Source organism: Flavobacterium sp. CG_23.5 (genome assembly GCF_017875765.1).
GTDB lineage: Bacteria > Bacteroidota > Bacteroidia > Flavobacteriales > Flavobacteriaceae > Flavobacterium.
Genome location: NZ_JAGGNA010000001.1, coordinates 2,252,696 through 2,269,379, shown reverse-complemented (window position 1 = coordinate 2,269,379; position 16,684 = coordinate 2,252,696). Strand labels below are relative to the sequence as shown.

Here is a 16,684-nt window from a genome sequence, read left to right as displayed (position 1 = left end):
GTTTACTTTGGCTTTCCAACATATTATCTGTTTTGACTTTTGGTTAGCAAATAGTAATTTTAAAAAATCAACTTCCAGAAAAACATATAAAAATTAATTTATTATTACTTCCTTCACATTTGTTTTTTAACTACTCAATCACCCACACAATCTATTACAGTAAATGTGCTGTTATTATTTCATTTTTAATTAAACTCAATGTATATTAAAACTATACAACATCAAAATTAATTCCTAACCCTTTAACTTTTATTGATTTTTTATAAGAAATCTACAATTAATTCGGTCAATTAATATAAACATTAAAACACTAAAAGAATAGCGCTCCTTTTCATCCAATTAAAATTCTCTACTTTATATAACTTGAAAAATCTTTATGTTCCTCTTTTGAAAGCTCCTCTTTTGACAACGATTTAAAATACTCATAGGTAATTTTCATTCCTTCGGCACGGTTTACCTTGGCTTCCCATCCCAATAATTTTTTTGCTTTTGTTATGTCGGGTTGTCGTTGTAAAGGATCATTTATTGGCAATGGAAAATATACTATTTTTTGATTTGTTCCGGTCAATTTAATGATTTCCTCAGCAAAATCTTTAATGGTGATTTCATCTGGGTTACCAATATTTACAGGTAAAACATAATTGGAATGCAATAATCTGAAAATACCTTCCACTTGGTCATCTACATAACAAAAAGAGCGCGTTTGCATTCCATCGCCAAAAATGGTCAAATCTTCACCACGAAGTGCCTGTCCTATAAATGCAGGAATCACTCTTCCGTCATTGAGTCTCATTCGTGGTCCATACGTATTGAAAATTCTAACAATTCGGGTTTCCACTCCGTGAAAAGTATGATACGCCATCGTTATCGATTCCTGAAAACGCTTGGCTTCATCATAAACGCCTCTTGGACCTATAGTATTTACGTTTCCATAATATTCTTCGGTTTGTGGATGAACCAATGGATCTCCATACACCTCCGAAGTAGATGCAATAAGGATTCTCGCCTTCTTGACACGTGCCAATCCTAAAAGATTATGCGTGCCAAGTGAACCGACTTTTAAGGTTTGTATCGGAATTTTCAAATAATCAATAGGGCTTGCTGGTGATGCAAAATGCAATATATAATCTAAATCTCCGGGAACATGGACGAATTTTGTAATATCATGGTGATAAAATTCAAAATGTTCTAATTTGAATAGATGTTCTATGTTTTTTAAATCCCCTGTAATGAGATTATCCATGCCAATGACAAAATAACCTTCTTTTATAAAACGGTCACAAAGATGTGATCCTAAAAATCCTGCAGCTCCGGTAATAAGTATTCTTTTCATATAGATTTTTAGCTTATTTTGATGTCTTTTGAAGTTGTTGATGAATTAAAAAGACAATACATTATCGTAAAAAAAACAATTCCTCGTTGCCGAGATAAAAATGATTCGGTCAAAAATAAACTAATCGTTAGGACTGCAAAAGAAATATGAACGAAATCTTTTGATTGAATGCCTTTAATTAAATTTAAGATAACAATCGCAACAATTAATAAAAAACCGAAAATACCCATTTCAGCAAAAAGTTGAATATATTCATTGTGGAAATTTTTATTTTGATAACCATCATGAGTGCTATCCCCGGAAAAAATGGCGTGTTTTTTTCCCATTTCTTTAATTTTAAAAGCAGTTGCGTTAAGTCCGTAGCCCGTAAATAGAATTGGATCTTCCTGCAGCATTTCTTTAAAAATCCTGATTTGATACACTCTAAAAGCAGTACCGGAAAAATAATCGTTTTGTTGGAATTTTTGTTGCGTCCAAGCTTGATGAACATTTACATAATTTACATTTCCTTGTATATCAAGCTTATTATTACCAGTAGTACTGGTGTTCGAATGAAATTCAGATGAAAAGCGGTCTCTAATTCTAGGAGACAACACTAATAGTAACAACCCCATTACAATTAAACCAATCATTGTCTTTTTTCGCGCCAAACTCTTTTTAAAATTATAAAACTCATAAAATACAACTAGGAATACAAAAACTATAATTATATTCTTTGATGACAATAGAAAAATAAATATCGCAAATAAAAAAGAGATTGTTTTAAATAAATTTGATTCTGATATTTTTGTATAAAAATAAAAAAATGCGACACTCATATAAACCGAAACATGTATAGCATTAAGATCTTCATTTACTAAATCGTGGTAAAAGAATACTGCGCTGTTTTTTGTAATTAAATACCTAATTATGGCTTTAATCAAGTAGAAAACCATGTAAAAGAACATACCAAAACTAAAATATTTTAAAACAAATTGTTTTTTATTTTCATCTAATGCAGGCATTGCCATAAAGCAAATTGGAAAAATCAATAAAGGAAGTTCTTTTGAAATCGCTTTTAATGTCGCATTTACATCCTGACTCCAAAATATTGAAATTACCATCAAAAGATATAAAATAATTGGCGCAATCAGGTATTTTTCAATTCTAAAATTATTTTTTCTGAAAGAAAATAAAGCTGTTAATGCAAAGAATAATATAGTAATACTATTAACCGCATAACTCAAAGGTAAAGTAAGCAAAACTACTATTAAAGCCAGCAAATTAAGGTTTTGTTTACTTTCCAATTTTATTTCTTGACATGCATTCTTCAAATAATTGCAGGTAGTCTCCATTAATTTTATCCCAATTAAAATCATTAACAATCGTGTCAAAATTATTTTGAACGAAATTTGAATTCATCTCTTTATTTACTGTCAAAAAAAGCTCTTTTACCTCTTGAGCATTTGAAAAATAAAATGAGTTTTCTTGTAAAATAGCTTTATTAAAAATATTATCATGAGCAATAATCAAGGCTCTCGAAGCCATTGCTTCTAAAAGAGATGGATTAGTCCCTCCCACAGAATGTCCATGAAAATACAAATTAGAATAGTATCTTAAATTGTTTAAGTGATCTAAGTTATAAATTCCACCTAAGAATTTAATATTTGAGTACTGTTTAAATTTATTCTTTAAAAACGCTCCATATTTTGTCTGATGATTTCCAACAACAATAATTTCAGTTTTAATATTGCTTAAGACCAACCCTTCTAAAACCATGTCAAGATTATTTTCTGGTTCAAATCGAGCCATTATCATGTTGTACTTATATTTTGACAACTGATAATCTAATAATATCGATTCGTTGGTATTTTTAAAAGGATTAGCACCATAGGCAATATAGGTTGATTTTTTATTATATTTTTCTTTCAAAATACTCTGGATTCCTAACGAATCCGCCACTAAATAATCACTGCTTATAACTGCTAATCTTTCGGCAAATTTAAGAAATTGACGAACTGGTTTAGAATATTTGGTCCGTTTCCACTCTAATCCGTCCATATTAGTAATGATGATCGATTTTCGTGGTAAAAGAAACGACCATATTGAATTACTGGTATAACCCAACTGCAAAATGATATCAAAATTTCTTTTGCGAGAATCCATAATGCAATTGTAATCATAAATGAATTGACCAAAAGTCCCAATTTTGTGCTCTGGATCATTTTGATGGATAATATGAACTCCATGAAAAAGTTTTTCTTGAAAGGGATGATTGTGAGAATTATAGACATATACTTCATGCCCTTTATTTACTAGGAACACTGAAAAAAATTCGGCAAATTGCTCAAAACCAGAGTAATAATTTGGTATACCCCGAGTACCTAAAATGGCTATTTTCATATGTTTTTACTAAATTTTATAATTAGCATTTTTTTAGTTTATATCGAGTGATTTTGATTGTCGTTTATTGCTTTGAAAAGTACTGATGCAGCTATTTTCCAATTGTATTTATCTTTAATTGCTTTCGAAATAGAATAAAAGTTTTGTGGATTCAGACCAGCAATTATTTTATCTTTTAAATCCTTTTCATCAAAAGGATTAAATAAATTATTTTGGAAGAAGTCAAAATCAGACATTGCAGTTGTATTTGAGCAGATTGTTGGAATTTGCGCTGCCGCAGTTTCTAATGGCGGAATACCAAAACCTTCAGCAATTGAAGGATATATAGAAAGTGATGCCCCTCGAATTAAATTCAGTAATTCATCAAAATTAACTTTGTTTAGAATTACAATTTTATCTTTTATCTCGTTAGGTAACGTTTTAAAATAACGTTTGTAAGTTGTGTTTGTAATTAAATTGTCTCCAACAAAAACTAAGTGAAATTGTTCATGAAATTTATTTTCAACAAAAACTTTTAATAACAACAGATGATTTTTTCTTTTTTCCCAGCGGCTCAGATATAAAAAATAACTCGCTAAACCATAATTAACTTTATTAGCCTCCATTACAGCTTTTTTGTCATATTCTTCAAAAAAAACAGCCTCGACAGCATTTGGTGTTACTTCAATGTTTTCAATCTTGAAATGATCTTGAATTCTATTTTTAGAATATTCTGAAACGGTTAAAACTATATCTGCCTTTTTTGCGCTCCATTTGAAAAGAATCTTTTTAGAAATCTTGTATGCTAATGGAAAATAACTTGGAAAATCTAAAAATAAAACATCGTGAATAGTGACAATGTATTTGCATTTTTTTATTGGCGGCACAATATATTGAAAATGGGCGTAATCAATATTGTTTTTTTTTATTAAACCTGGAATATCAAATAATAATCTTAGATATTTACTTTTTGATGAATATTGAAGATAATGCACATTATTATTTTTCCCGAAAATGCTTTCAAGATTTCCGGTATAAGAAGCAAAATAAAAGGTTTTGGTTTGGTCCTTAATCAACTCTTGATACAGTCCTTTAATATAACTTGTAGTTCCTTGTGGGCTTCCGTCAAAAACATGACAATCAACAAAAATTTTTAAATTTTTCATTCTGAAATTTCTTTTTGAAAATTTGTCTTCCTCTCAAAATACAGAAATGCTCCTAAAATAAAAATAATAACATCTCGACCGTTATAAATTCCGGTAATTGTCAATGTAGTAAATAAATATATTAGCCCAATTGCCGAAATAAATAGTGTAACAAATTTTTTGTCTTTTTGGTTGAAATATACAGTTCGATACAGCATTGTGAAAAAAATTAATAGAATTATAATTCCTAAAGCTCCCGTTTTGTAAAATACATACATATACCCATTATGCAGCTCTGAAATGTATTTGATTCCATTTTTTTCACCTGTTAATGGTGCGTAAAATTTTAGATTAACTAAAGACCCGTAACCGGTCCCAAAAACAAAACTACTGGGATTGTCTTTCATTAAAGCAAAAGCTCTTTTTACTTCATACCCACGCCAATGGTCCCATAAATCTTTATGATTTTCTCGGTCAATTTTTGTTTTAAATATTTCAGCTGGCGCAATTTTTATTTTATAGAGAAATGCTTGCATTCCAGGTTTGTCTCTTTCTATTTTCACAGAAAACAAAAAGACATAAAACAGCATGATTAAAAGAGTAAAAACTGCCAAGAATCGTATTGCTTTTTTGGTCAAAATAGTATGTCCTTCAATTGATAAAAAAAGAATAATCGCTACAACAATCATTGTTCTTGAAAAATATAAAATGTTAGAAACCAAAAGTACAATTAGAATCGCTTTTCTTTTTAAAACGCTACTGAACAAGGTCTCTTGGTAGAATTTTTTATAATATAGTAGGAAAAAAACAGCGAAAAGTTCCAAAAAATTGTCTTTTCCAAACTCTCTAATTCTCTCCACTGAACCGGAAAACAAATCAGCTGTTGCCATTAAAATTATAAAATGAAGTACTGCCGATGCAAATCCGCATAAAATAATTGTCTTAATGAAGTAACTAAAATTGTTGATTTTTTTATAAAATAGATAACCGACAAGTAGCCCTAAAACAGGTTTCAAAAAATGAAAAATATCTTTTATAATATTGTAAACTTCATATTTATGAATCAAAGTTCCTGCAAAACCTAATAATAAAAGGAGTAATACGGGTATTGTTTTTATCAGAAAAGATTCAGTTATTGTAATTTTTTCAATCAAAAAGTAAAGCGCCACCATTCCTACTTGTATAAACAAATTAGCCTTGAATGAAGGCAGATACAATTGTAAAAAAAGTACAATTACAAATAGAATAGTATAAAATCTAGATTTACTTATATGCATCAGATTGTATCTGGTAGTTAAAAAAACTATTTAGTCTTTTATTAAAATTGATTTTATGTTTTTTACCCATTTATTTAGTTTCAAAACAATCCTAATTCCAGTTTTTTCAAGTCCGAAGAAATGTTTTGAAATATAGGTCTCATATCCTTTTACTAATAAATGGTTTTTTGACTTCGTGAACCCTATAAAATGTATGTAACTAAAATGAGGCAAAAAAACTCTTTTATATCCATTATTTGCTAGTTTTTTGGAAAAATCAACATCTTCCACATATAAAAAATAGTCTTCATCAAATCCCCCAATCTCATTGAACACCTTGGTCAATAAAAGTAAAAAAGATCCGCTTAGCCAATCTACTTCATAAAAACGCTCTGTAAAATTTCCTTTTATAAATTCATTCCCTCTATCCAAAAGTTTTTTCATTTGGAACATATTTCTATAATTGGGGAAATTTCCCGCAGATGGAAGATAGTTTCTTTTGCCATCCAGCATTTTAATACCAATTGCGCCTATTGTTTGATCCGTTTTTAAAAAATCTAGAACTGGCATTAACCGTTCAAGAATTATTGTATCATTGTTTAATAATAGCAAATACTTTCCGCTAGCTATTTTTACAGCTTCATTATTAGCTTTCCCAAAACCAAGATTAATTTTTGATTCGATAACGACTATTTCAGGGTAATTTTTTTTTATAAAGGAACAGCTTTCGTCATGAGAATTATTGTCGATTACAATAATTTCGTATGCTATGCCGTCTAGATTTTGAACTAATGAATCAAAACATCCTTTTAAATATCTTAATCCATTAAAGTTTACTATTACTACCGAAAGTTCTGGAAGCATTGTTTAAGTGTTATAAAAAGGTAAATCTACATAAAAGTTAAGAAACCTAGTTTCTTTTTAATGATAATAACAAAAACAATGTTAACTACTATGTTTGTTATTAAACTTGAAGTTGCTGCGCCTTCAATACCATATTTAGGTATCAAAAAAATATTTAGGATAACATTTAATAAAAATCCTAAAAAAAATATGTTTTTAACTATCTTTTGATGGTTTGTCATATTTAAAATCTGATCTACATTTCCAGTCATAGCATTAAAAAGAGACCCAATTGTAATTAATATTAATGTGTTCTTGCCTGCAACAAAACCGGGACCAAATAATTTTAAAATTAATTCACTAAAAAAAATTAAAGTTACTGCTAAAGGTATTGTCAGAATAATTACTAATTGAGTAATCCTATTTATAACCTTTTTCATTTCAGCGATATTATTTTTATAATACAGTTCTGATACTTTTGGCATAATAAGCACATTCATTGAAACGACAAAAAAAAGGGTCAAATAACCAATTTTAAAAGCCGTATTGTAAATCCCAATCTGGCTTTCGTTTTCAATCCTACCCAACATAAGGATATCGGTCCAGTTTAATAAAATTAGAAAAACACCACTCAACATCATTGGAAAAGATTTATTTATAATTCCTTTAAATGATATTGTAGGGTAAATTATTTTTTCTTTTTTGTGAAAAATAGCTACAAACCCAATAATTACTGTGATTAAAATTGAACTTACATAAGCCAGAAAAATGAAATATTCAGTAAGATTATATTTATAAAAAATAGCCAATAATCCCATAAAAAGAACATTCGGTAATATAAAAAATAGTAGTCCATAAGCGACAAACTTTTTTATTGAAATAAAATAATAACAAATTATTTCGTGAAGTATCATAAATGGAACGCTAAACCCCAATATTAAAAAGTACGTATAGAGATTCGGTTTTTTGAATAGCACTTCGGAAAAAAAAGAAGCTCCAAAAGAAATAAATAAAATTGGGAACGATGAAACAACGAGTACAATTTTACTCACTTTTATCAATAATCCTTTTGATTTTATATCCGCATCAAATTCTCCAGTAAATCCCACAAAAGCATTAGGAATTCCCAAAGCAAAAACCACCGCTACAATTTGTAATACAGTTAAAGCGATGGTATAACTTCCAAAAACCGCTTCGCCGTAAAAATGGTTAATAAACCACATCGAAAGAAAACTTAATGCCATCGCTATCATTCTAAAAGCAAAAATAATTCCCCCTTTAGAAAGTATAAAACCTATGATGTCTTTATCCACAAGTAGTTTTTTAAGCATTCTTTTGATACCTTTTAAATTTCACAAAACAATTTATTATACAATAGTTGCCAATCAATCATTACATATATGGAATCCCAATGTATCTGAGTTGAAAGGTTGGGAATTGAAGAAATACACATGAGTTTATTAAAGAAGAAAAAAAATCAAAGCGCATTTTTCTTAAATAGTGGTCATCTGCTTTATTTGTACATTTAATTAATTTCTGTCGATCTAAATCGAAAGAGAGCGGCAATTTATTAAGCGTATCAACAGCATCATATAATCTAAAAATAACTGTAGTTTTAATATCCGTAGCAGTTAAATTCATTCCTTAAATATTATCTAAAAATGATAAAAGGAAGTTTCTAACTTCCTTTTATCATTTTTACTTTATAAGTTTTTCAATTTCTGTTTTTATTGCTAAATCATGGGGGTATAAAGATGCTCCCTTAACACTGTTAGGGTCTTTCCTCTTTAATGATCTTGTTTTATAATCAATAATTGTAGCATTCTCGTCTGCTCTGAAATAATTGAAAATATTGGTTTCATCTGCTACGAACTTCCTGTCAAAATAATTAAATTTAACTTTATTCAAGATAATTTCCTTATTCTCTTTATTAACTCCAAAATCAAATCTTACTTTTATTGGCAGAACATCTTTTGGTAAACTAAAAGTAACTTGCTGCCCTACTTCTTTTCCTTGCACAGGAAGCCAAATTGAGCTTTGTTCAGTATAATCTTCGGCAGAATCTTGTGCATAATACAAATGAAGTGTATCATTCTCCTTGATTACTAAATCTAAAGTGACTTTAAATAAATTTTTTGTATCGTCAATTTTTTCTTCTTTTTTTACTTCTTTTTTACACGAAATCAAACATAATATCATTGATAAACATAGAAAAAATAATTTTACTTTCATTTATATTTCTTTTACTGTGATTGGATTTAATTCTTTAATTATTGTTGCAATTTTAATTTTTGTTTGCGATAAAAGGCAACAAAAAAATAATATATTATGAATGCAAATATAAATAAAATTGGCAGAACAAATTTTAATTTTCCATTGATAGCACTAGGACTTTCGAGATTCAATACTGCACTGTCATCTTTTACAATTTTATTTAATCCAACAAGCTCGACTCTGTGAGATGCTTGCTCGTTAATTAAATTATCCTTCGTCTTAATAATGTCATTTAGTTGCGTGTTTTCATTATAATAAACTAGTTTATCGCTTTTTTGAGCACCGTTTACCATATTAGAAAATCCATTTAAGACATTATTAATTTGTGAAATAATAGTGTCATTTTGACTCATCTTTATTTCAACATTTTTAATTGAAATCTTTTGAATTTTAGCAAAATAATCGGATTTATTAAAATAATTCAACAACGGTTGAATCGTTGCTTTATCATTCGTTATTCCATTTGTTTGCATAGAAATAGTATGAAATATATAATTTTTACTAGTCAAATTATCTTCAAGAATTTTTTTAATATCCCCGTCTTCCGCCATCAACTTGATTAATTCAAAGTTTTCAGTTTTGTTTTCAATAAATTTATAAACATCATTAATGGGTTTTATCTCTATTTTTTTTAATTTCTTAGGTATATTTATACCTACAACTTCTTTTAAAAAAACCGTGTCTCCTTCATTGATTTTTGATTGGATCAAATCAATTTTTGAATACAAATAATCGGTGCTTCCAAAATTTGGTGTTACAATGATTTGACTATCATAACTTTTTTGCGTTTGGTCTAAAAATAATCCAATACCAACTCCTACTACTAACAAAATTAAAATTACAATCGCATTTTTTATAAAAAACCGAATGCCATTGAATATAAGAGCATTAATTTTCTCGAAAAAACCTCCTATCTTTTTTGAAATTTGTGATAAGTCTATTTCCTGATCTTCTGGATTAGGTTGGGGTACATTTGTACTCATATTGTCTTCTTATTTTACGTTGAAAAGTTGTTCCAATATTTTAATGGTAATCAAATACGTAGGTTTTACTCCTGTCGTTCCAAGTCCACCCGAAGCTAATGTGCTTCCGGTTTCAAGTGGATTATCCGAAGCATAATACGCATATCTCACTTTAATATCCAATGGGACACTCTTCCTGATTTTGGAAGCGGATTGAATGGCTTTTTGATAATAAGAACCTTCCATTTCCAGACCAATAACTCCCCAAGTAGATTCGTGAAAAAATTTCAATAAATCTCTGTTTTGTAAGGAAGTTCCAAGTACAGTAACCATTGGTCCCGCAAAAACTGAAATACCATTTCCTTCAAACATATCCGCAGTTAATTCATTTTCGAAAAAATAATTATCCGCCGTTCCCTCATTGATATGAGCATTCGGAATCATAATATCGCCTTTTCCGCCTTCCAGAATACCTGCTTTTCCCATTATAGAAACGGATTCTACGTTGAGTAAAGTTTCTTTTTTATACGGTTTCAATAACTCGTCAATGCATTCATAAGCTTGCTCACCAAAAGCATAGTCCATGACAATAATTACGGGTTGTTTATCCCCTAAATTAGATTTTGGAAACGATGATTTAGCCCAATCAATTTTGGCAGTATCAAAAATTTGAACATCAATATTAGTTCCTGAAGTATCGGGCAACGAAATCATTCCGTGTTTCAGCGCTACTTCTTCCACTTGATTTCGAACTTCATTTGCTCCCTGCTTGCTCAATTCTTCATAAATAAAGAAATCCGCTTTGCCTTTAAATTTGGTTTTCAAAACCTCGGTTGCAAAAATAGAGTTCATCACACTGTGCATATTGGCACTAATCACATGAATAGGTCGTCCTAAAAGTTCGTTTTCTTTAAGAACTTCCTTAATATTTGTTGCCCATATTTCACCATGAATGTGATGTCCTAAACGTTCTCTTAAAATAGGACTGAACGTTATGGTTCTTTTATTATCATTCACAATCTCTTCGATTGCCAATTTTCCTAACCAAAAAATTACGTGTAAAAAACGATCTGGTGAGGCAGCGGAACCAAATGAATCATAAATGTCTAAAACCTCTTCAAATGTTCGTCCAAGGATATTCGCAGCATGTGAAATCGCTTTCTCTTTTTCTATAAGAGTCAGTTTTTTGTTTTGGGAAACCGCCTGTTCCAGTTTAAACCAATCGCGCGATACTTCACCGGCGTCATCCAGCAAAACTCGATTTCTGATTTTATGGGATTCAATGAAAATAAACGTCAAATGCGTCAAAATATCATAGATGTCGGAACGTCCACGGGTAATTTCTACATTCATTTGTTCCTCGTCAATTCTATAGCAATTACGACGTCTTTTAGGCGGAACAATCGCTTGAAAATGAGATTTGGAATATCCCTCTTCCGAAGTTAAATTAATAAAACGACATTCTTCAATTCCTAAAGGAAGACGTTCAATAACATATAAAAGCCCATTTAATTCTACTTTTTCTTCACCAATATTTCCATATATTTCAGGGCGTAACGCCAATAAGGCTTCGCGTAAAGTATCCCCAGAAATTCCCATTGGTTTATAAAAACCTCTATTGAATAAATGGCGCATCGTGATGTACATTTTTTCAATAGCTGCCGATGATTCTTGTGCTCTGGATCTTGATATATTTTTAGTTTCTTTCATTCTTTTTATTTTCTAACCCGTAAATGTAATTCTTTTATTTAAAGTTTTAATAAATCCACAATCTTCCTGTCATTAGAAAGTCTTGGAATTTTATTCTGACCTCCTAATTTTCCAATGGATTTCATATAATCCTGAAAACCATTTTTTGCCACTTTTGTAAGTACCACTTTTTTCAATACGTTCCCCACAATTAAATCGTCATAATAGATGTTTTGCTTTCTCATGGCATTGTCTATCGCTTCCGCAAAAGCTGCGATGTCTTCCGGTTCGTTCTCAAATTCGATGAACCATTCATGATATGGCAATCCTTCAGCTGGTGTGATTTGCGGCGCAACAGTAAATTCATTAATCCGTATAGTAGTTCCAATTATCGCTTCCTGCAAGGCACTTTCTACTTCCTTGCCAATCACGTGTTCCCCGAAAGCCGAAATGTAATGCTTGATTCTTCCGGAAACAATTATTCGATACGGTTTCAATGAAACAAACTGAACGGTGTCACCAATGTTATATCCCCAAAGTCCCGCATTTGTAGAAATAATCAAAACATAGTTTACGTTCAATTCTACCTCGCCAATGGTATAACGTCTCGGTCCCGTCCCGAAACTTCGGGATTCGGGATCGGCAGAAAATTCGTCACTTTTAATAAATTCGTAGAAAATACCACCATTCAAAAGCAGTAACATTCCCTTTTCTTTTTGGGAATCTTGGCAGGCAAAAAATCCTTCCGAAGCGGGAAATAACTCGATGCTATCCACTTTTCGACCAATCAAATTTTCAAATTTAGCGCGATACGGTTCATAATTCACCCCGCCATAAATAAACAAATTGAAGTTTTTGAAGATTTCACCTACCGGCTTTCCTCCTTTTTGCTGCAATTTTTCAAAATACATTTGCACCCAAGAAGGAATTCCTGAAATCACCGTCATGTTTTCGTTAAATGTTTCTTCGACAATCGCATTTACTTTGGTTTCCCAATCTTCGATACAATTGGTTTCCAAAGAAGGCATTCTATTTTTTTGCAAATACTTAGGAACAAAATGAGCCACAATTCCTGATAATCGCCCCAGCTTGATCCCATTTTTTTCTTCCAGAATTGGACTTCCTTGCAGGAAAATCATTTTTCCGTCTACAAAATCAGCTTTGCCGGTTTCATGAATATAAAGCAAAATCGCATTTCTGGCCGCTTCAATATGATACGGCATCGATTCCTTCGTCAGCGGAATATATTTGGCTCCCGATGTTGTGCCTGATGTTTTGGCAAAATAGAGCGGTTTCCCTTTCCAAAGTACATTTTCTTCTCCATTTACAACCTTATCAACATACGTTTTCAACCCTTCATAATCTCGAACTGGAACATTTTTCGCAAAATCAGAACTTGTTTTTATAGTATCAAAATGATGGTCCATGCCAAATTGAGTTCCCTTAGCTTCGTTGATTAACTTTTGTAAAACTTTGTTTTGGGTTTTAACAGGATTATCGGCCCACTTCTGTGTTTTCGTATATATTTTCTTTGCAAAAAGTTTTGCAGCGACTGATTTTATTGACATTTTTTTTATCTTTTTAATTTTTTTTTGCCATGAAGAATCAAAGGCACCAAGATTTTATTATAAGCTAAAAACCCTATTTATTATTTTGAGTTTTGGCTCGTCCCCTTAGGGTAGGCTGGGTGGGAATCTTCTTTCGTCACTTGTGTTCTTAATTCCAATTCTTCTTTTGACGGAGATAAATTAACCTGTGACGGTACGTCTTCGGTTGCCGCAAGTATCGAATCTTTATTGAATTTTGCAAATTCTAATTCACCCGTTAATACTTTCTGAATTGATTTGATGTAAGCCTCGTTTTTCTTCAAGGCAAATGACAATGAATCCGCTTTTATAGCTAATTGGGTCGCATCTTTTTTAAGTTTTGAGGAAGAATATCCCGGAATAAATTCTCGTAAAGGCGTAAAAGCGATAATAAAAGTGGTAACCGTTATAATAATAATTGTACTCAAAGTAACAAATACGAACACATTCATCAAAGTAAGTTTCAAAGAAAAAGTTTCCTCAAAAGTATCTTCGTTTAGAATTATTAAACGTCTTTTATTGAATAGATTTTCCTTTATTATTTTACGTTTCTGTCTTTTCTTGGACATACAATTTGATTATTGAACAAATATAAACAATTATTGCTATTGCTGGTATTTGAATCCTTTCAACCCTTTGCAGGAAGTTAAAAAAGTATTTTAATAAATTTTTAACGTTGTTGAAACCAAATAACTGCCTTAAAATGAGTTCCTATTAATTTATTCTAATTACCTTTGTCTATAGTTTTTATTACAAATTTGCTTCGGCATAAATTATTCAATCATGGGAAGATTTGGTGTTACAGAAATCCTTGTTATATTAGCCGTTGTTTTATTACTTTTCGGAGGTAAAAAAATCCCGGAATTAATGAAAGGTTTAGGAAGCGGAATTAAAGAATTCAAAAACGCTGCTAAGGATGATAACCAGCCTGCTGATAAAAAAGTAGACGAAGAAACAAAATAAAAAAAAGGCTTTTCTAAATTTGAAAAGCCTTTTTTTTATAGTTTAAATTATCATTGTCAACTGAATCCGTTTTCTATCTTCATCAACTTCCGTTACTTTTACCTGAACGTGTTGGTGTAGTTTTACCACTTCGTTTACATCACTCACAAACCCCGCTTTAAGTTGCGAAATGTGAACCAAGCCGCTTTCTTTCACGCCAATATCCACAAAACAACCAAAATTGGTGATGTTATTCACAATTCCCGGTAAAATCATTCCGGTTTTTACGTCTTTAATGGTTTTTACATTGGGATCAAATTCAAATACTTTAGCCGATTTTCGCGGGTCCAATCCTGGTTTCTCCAATTCTTTGATGATGTCTTTCAATCCTAACAAACCAATTTCTGGTGTAATGTAATTTTCTGGTTTTATTAAAGTCGTTTTTTCTGTATTGGCAATTAAATCATTCACCGTCAATTTCAAATCCTTGGCCATTTTCTCCACAATTCCGTAAGCTTCCGGATGCACAGCGGAATTATCCAACGGATTTTTGGCATTCGAAATTCGAATAAAAGCAACGCCTTGCTGATAGGCTTTTTCACCTAATCTCGGCACTTTTTTGAGTTGTTTTCGATCCGTAAATGGACCGTTTTCCGAGCGATACTGAACTATATTTTCGGCCAGCTTCTCTCCTATTCCACTCACATAACTCAACAAATGTTTACTCGCCGTATTGATATTGATACCTACGGAATTCACACAACGAATCACGGTATTATCCAGTTCTTCTTTCAACTTATTTTGATCCACATCATGCTGGTATTGGCCTACGCCAATGGCTTTCGGGTCAATTTTCACCAATTCTGCCAAAGGATCCGAAAGTCGTCTCCCAATAGAAATCGAGCCACGAACCGTCACATCATAATTAGGAAATTCCTCTCTTGCAATTTTCGATGCGGAATAAACAGATGCGCCAGCTTCTGAAACAATGAAAACCTGAACCGGTTTGTCGAAAGCTATTTTCTTGATAAAAAATTCGGTTTCACGCGAAGCGGTTCCGTTTCCAATGGAAATCGCATCAATTTTATAAGAATTCACCATCGAACGAATTTTTTTCATCGCCATGGCTTCCTCTTTTTGTGGCGCATGCGGATAAATCGTTTCATTGTATAGTAAATCTCCTTTTTCGTCCAAACAAACAATTTTACAGCCACTTCTAAACCCTGGATCAATCGCTAAAATTCTTTTTTCACCTAAAGGAGGCGCTAACAATAACTGCCCCAAATTATTTGCAAAAACCTGAATCGAATTGGCATCAGCCTTCACCTTTGCTTCTTGTAAAGCTTCGTTTGAAATTGCCGGATTTAACAATCGTTTGTAACTATCCTCTATCGCTAATTGTACGTGTGGTGTGGTTTTATTTTGACTTTTTAAAACTAACGCATCAATAATATCATACGCTTCATCAATATCGACTTCGACTTTAAACTTAATAAAACCTTCGTTTTCGGCACGAAGCATCGCTAGTAATCTGTGTGAAGGTGCTTTTGTCAAAGGTTCTGACCATTCAAAATATTGATTGAATTTCTGTGCTGCTTCTTCGTCTTTCTTCGTTTTTACTACTTTGGTTGTAATGGTGGCTTTGCGTTCGTACAATCTTCGGAGTTGTTTTCGAACATAAATATTTTCATTAATCCATTCGGCAATAATATCTCTGGCTCCTTGTAGTGCTGCTTCTTCATTGCTGACATTTTCGTTTAAATATTGTGTTGAAATAAAGTCGACATCATCATTATTTTGCGCCATGATGATTTTAGCGAGCGGTTCCAATCCGTTTTCACGAGCAACATCGGCCTTGGTTTTTTTCTTCTTTTTATAAGGCAAATAAAAATCTTCCAATTCCTGTAAGTCAAAACTGTTTTGGATTTTTTTCTCTAATTCTGGACTAAGCGCATTTTGTTCCTGAATCGATTTTAAAATCGCTTCTTTTCGTTTTACAATGACTTCGTAATCTTTTTGGAATTTGGCAATTTGTTCAATAAAAACTTCGTCCAGATTTCCGGTTTTGTCTTTCCTGTAACGGGAAATAAATGGAATCGTACAATCCTCTTTTAATAATTGAACTGTGTTTTGAATATTAATTGCTTCAGTAGAAACATATTTAGCTATAAATTGTATATTGGTCATCCTGTAATTAGATAATTTTAAACGTATTAATCTGATAAATTTTTAATTAGAAAAATGAAATCATCTAATTAATTTTTAGCTAAAATAATAGCTTTTAACTTCAAAT

Annotated in this window: 14 protein-coding genes; 1 reads left to right on the top strand and 13 read right to left on the bottom strand. The window is 31.3% G+C overall.

Annotation, left to right across the window (positions count from 1 at the left end; all coding sequences use genetic code 11):
- Nucleotides 1-349: 349 nt before the first annotated feature.
- The 12 genes from H4V97_RS09715 to H4V97_RS09660 all read right to left on the bottom strand — a co-directional run bounded on the left by H4V97_RS09715 (nt 350) and on the right by H4V97_RS09660 (nt 14,018).
- On the bottom strand, nt 350-1,333 hold the full coding sequence (locus H4V97_RS09715) for a UDP-glucuronic acid decarboxylase family protein (protein WP_209549595.1): 984 nt from the start codon (nt 1,331-1,333) through the stop codon (nt 350-352).
- An 8-nt stretch (nt 1,334-1,341) separates the two neighbouring features.
- Nucleotides 1,342-2,667: an O-antigen ligase family protein gene (locus tag H4V97_RS09710; RefSeq protein WP_209549594.1), complete on the bottom strand. Its 1,326-nt coding sequence runs from the start codon at nt 2,665-2,667 to the stop codon at nt 1,342-1,344.
- On the bottom strand, nt 2,609-3,715 hold the full coding sequence (locus H4V97_RS09705; RefSeq protein ID WP_209549593.1) for a DUF1972 domain-containing protein: 1,107 nt from the start codon (nt 3,713-3,715) through the stop codon (nt 2,609-2,611). The genes H4V97_RS09710 and H4V97_RS09705 overlap by 59 nt, the downstream gene beginning before the upstream one ends.
- 38 nt (nt 3,716-3,753) lie before the next feature.
- A complete protein-coding gene (locus H4V97_RS09700) occupies nt 3,754-4,860 on the bottom strand; it encodes a glycosyltransferase family 4 protein (protein ID WP_209549592.1) in 1,107 nt (368 codons plus the stop codon).
- Nucleotides 4,857-6,116, bottom strand: a complete 1,260-nt coding sequence (locus H4V97_RS09695) for an O-antigen ligase family protein (RefSeq protein WP_209549591.1) — start codon at nt 6,114-6,116, stop codon at nt 4,857-4,859. Before H4V97_RS09695 ends, H4V97_RS09700 begins: the two co-directional genes overlap by 4 nt.
- A gap of 30 nt (nt 6,117-6,146) precedes the next feature.
- A complete protein-coding gene (locus H4V97_RS09690) occupies nt 6,147-6,959 on the bottom strand; it encodes a glycosyltransferase family 2 protein (RefSeq protein ID WP_209549590.1) in 813 nt (270 codons plus the stop codon).
- Between the two features lie 26 nt (nt 6,960-6,985).
- Nucleotides 6,986-8,269 (bottom strand): flippase, encoded by a 1,284-nt coding sequence (locus H4V97_RS09685; protein WP_209549589.1) that lies wholly within the window; start codon nt 8,267-8,269, stop codon nt 6,986-6,988.
- 367 nt (nt 8,270-8,636) lie between these two features.
- Nucleotides 8,637-9,170, bottom strand: coding sequence for a hypothetical protein (locus H4V97_RS09680; RefSeq protein WP_209549588.1), 534 nt, complete (start codon nt 9,168-9,170; stop codon nt 8,637-8,639).
- Between the two features lie 38 nt (nt 9,171-9,208).
- Entirely contained in the window at nt 9,209-10,195 is a 987-nt protein-coding gene (locus H4V97_RS09675) for a hypothetical protein (protein WP_209549587.1), read from the bottom strand.
- 9 nt (nt 10,196-10,204) lie between these two features.
- A complete protein-coding gene (locus H4V97_RS09670) occupies nt 10,205-11,884 on the bottom strand; it encodes a DUF6909 family protein (RefSeq protein ID WP_209549586.1) in 1,680 nt (559 codons plus the stop codon).
- A 38-nt stretch (nt 11,885-11,922) separates the two neighbouring features.
- Nucleotides 11,923-13,431, bottom strand: a complete 1,509-nt coding sequence (locus H4V97_RS09665) for a GH3 auxin-responsive promoter family protein (RefSeq protein WP_209549585.1) — start codon at nt 13,429-13,431, stop codon at nt 11,923-11,925.
- A gap of 80 nt (nt 13,432-13,511) precedes the next feature.
- Nucleotides 13,512-14,018 (bottom strand): peptidase, encoded by a 507-nt coding sequence (locus H4V97_RS09660; protein WP_209549584.1) that lies wholly within the window; start codon nt 14,016-14,018, stop codon nt 13,512-13,514.
- Nucleotides 14,019-14,232: 214 nt separating this feature from the next.
- On the opposite strand from H4V97_RS09660, the gene tatA reads away from it, so the two are divergent.
- A complete protein-coding gene (tatA, locus tag H4V97_RS09655; protein WP_196851178.1) occupies nt 14,233-14,412 on the top strand; it encodes a twin-arginine translocase TatA/TatE family subunit in 180 nt (59 codons plus the stop codon).
- A 42-nt stretch (nt 14,413-14,454) separates the two neighbouring features.
- On the opposite strand, the gene H4V97_RS09650 is transcribed toward tatA, so the two are convergent.
- Complete coding sequence (locus H4V97_RS09650) at nt 14,455-16,578, bottom strand: Tex family protein (protein ID WP_209549583.1); 2,124 nt, start codon at nt 16,576-16,578, stop codon at nt 14,455-14,457.
- Between the last annotated feature and the right edge of the window lie 106 nt (nt 16,579-16,684).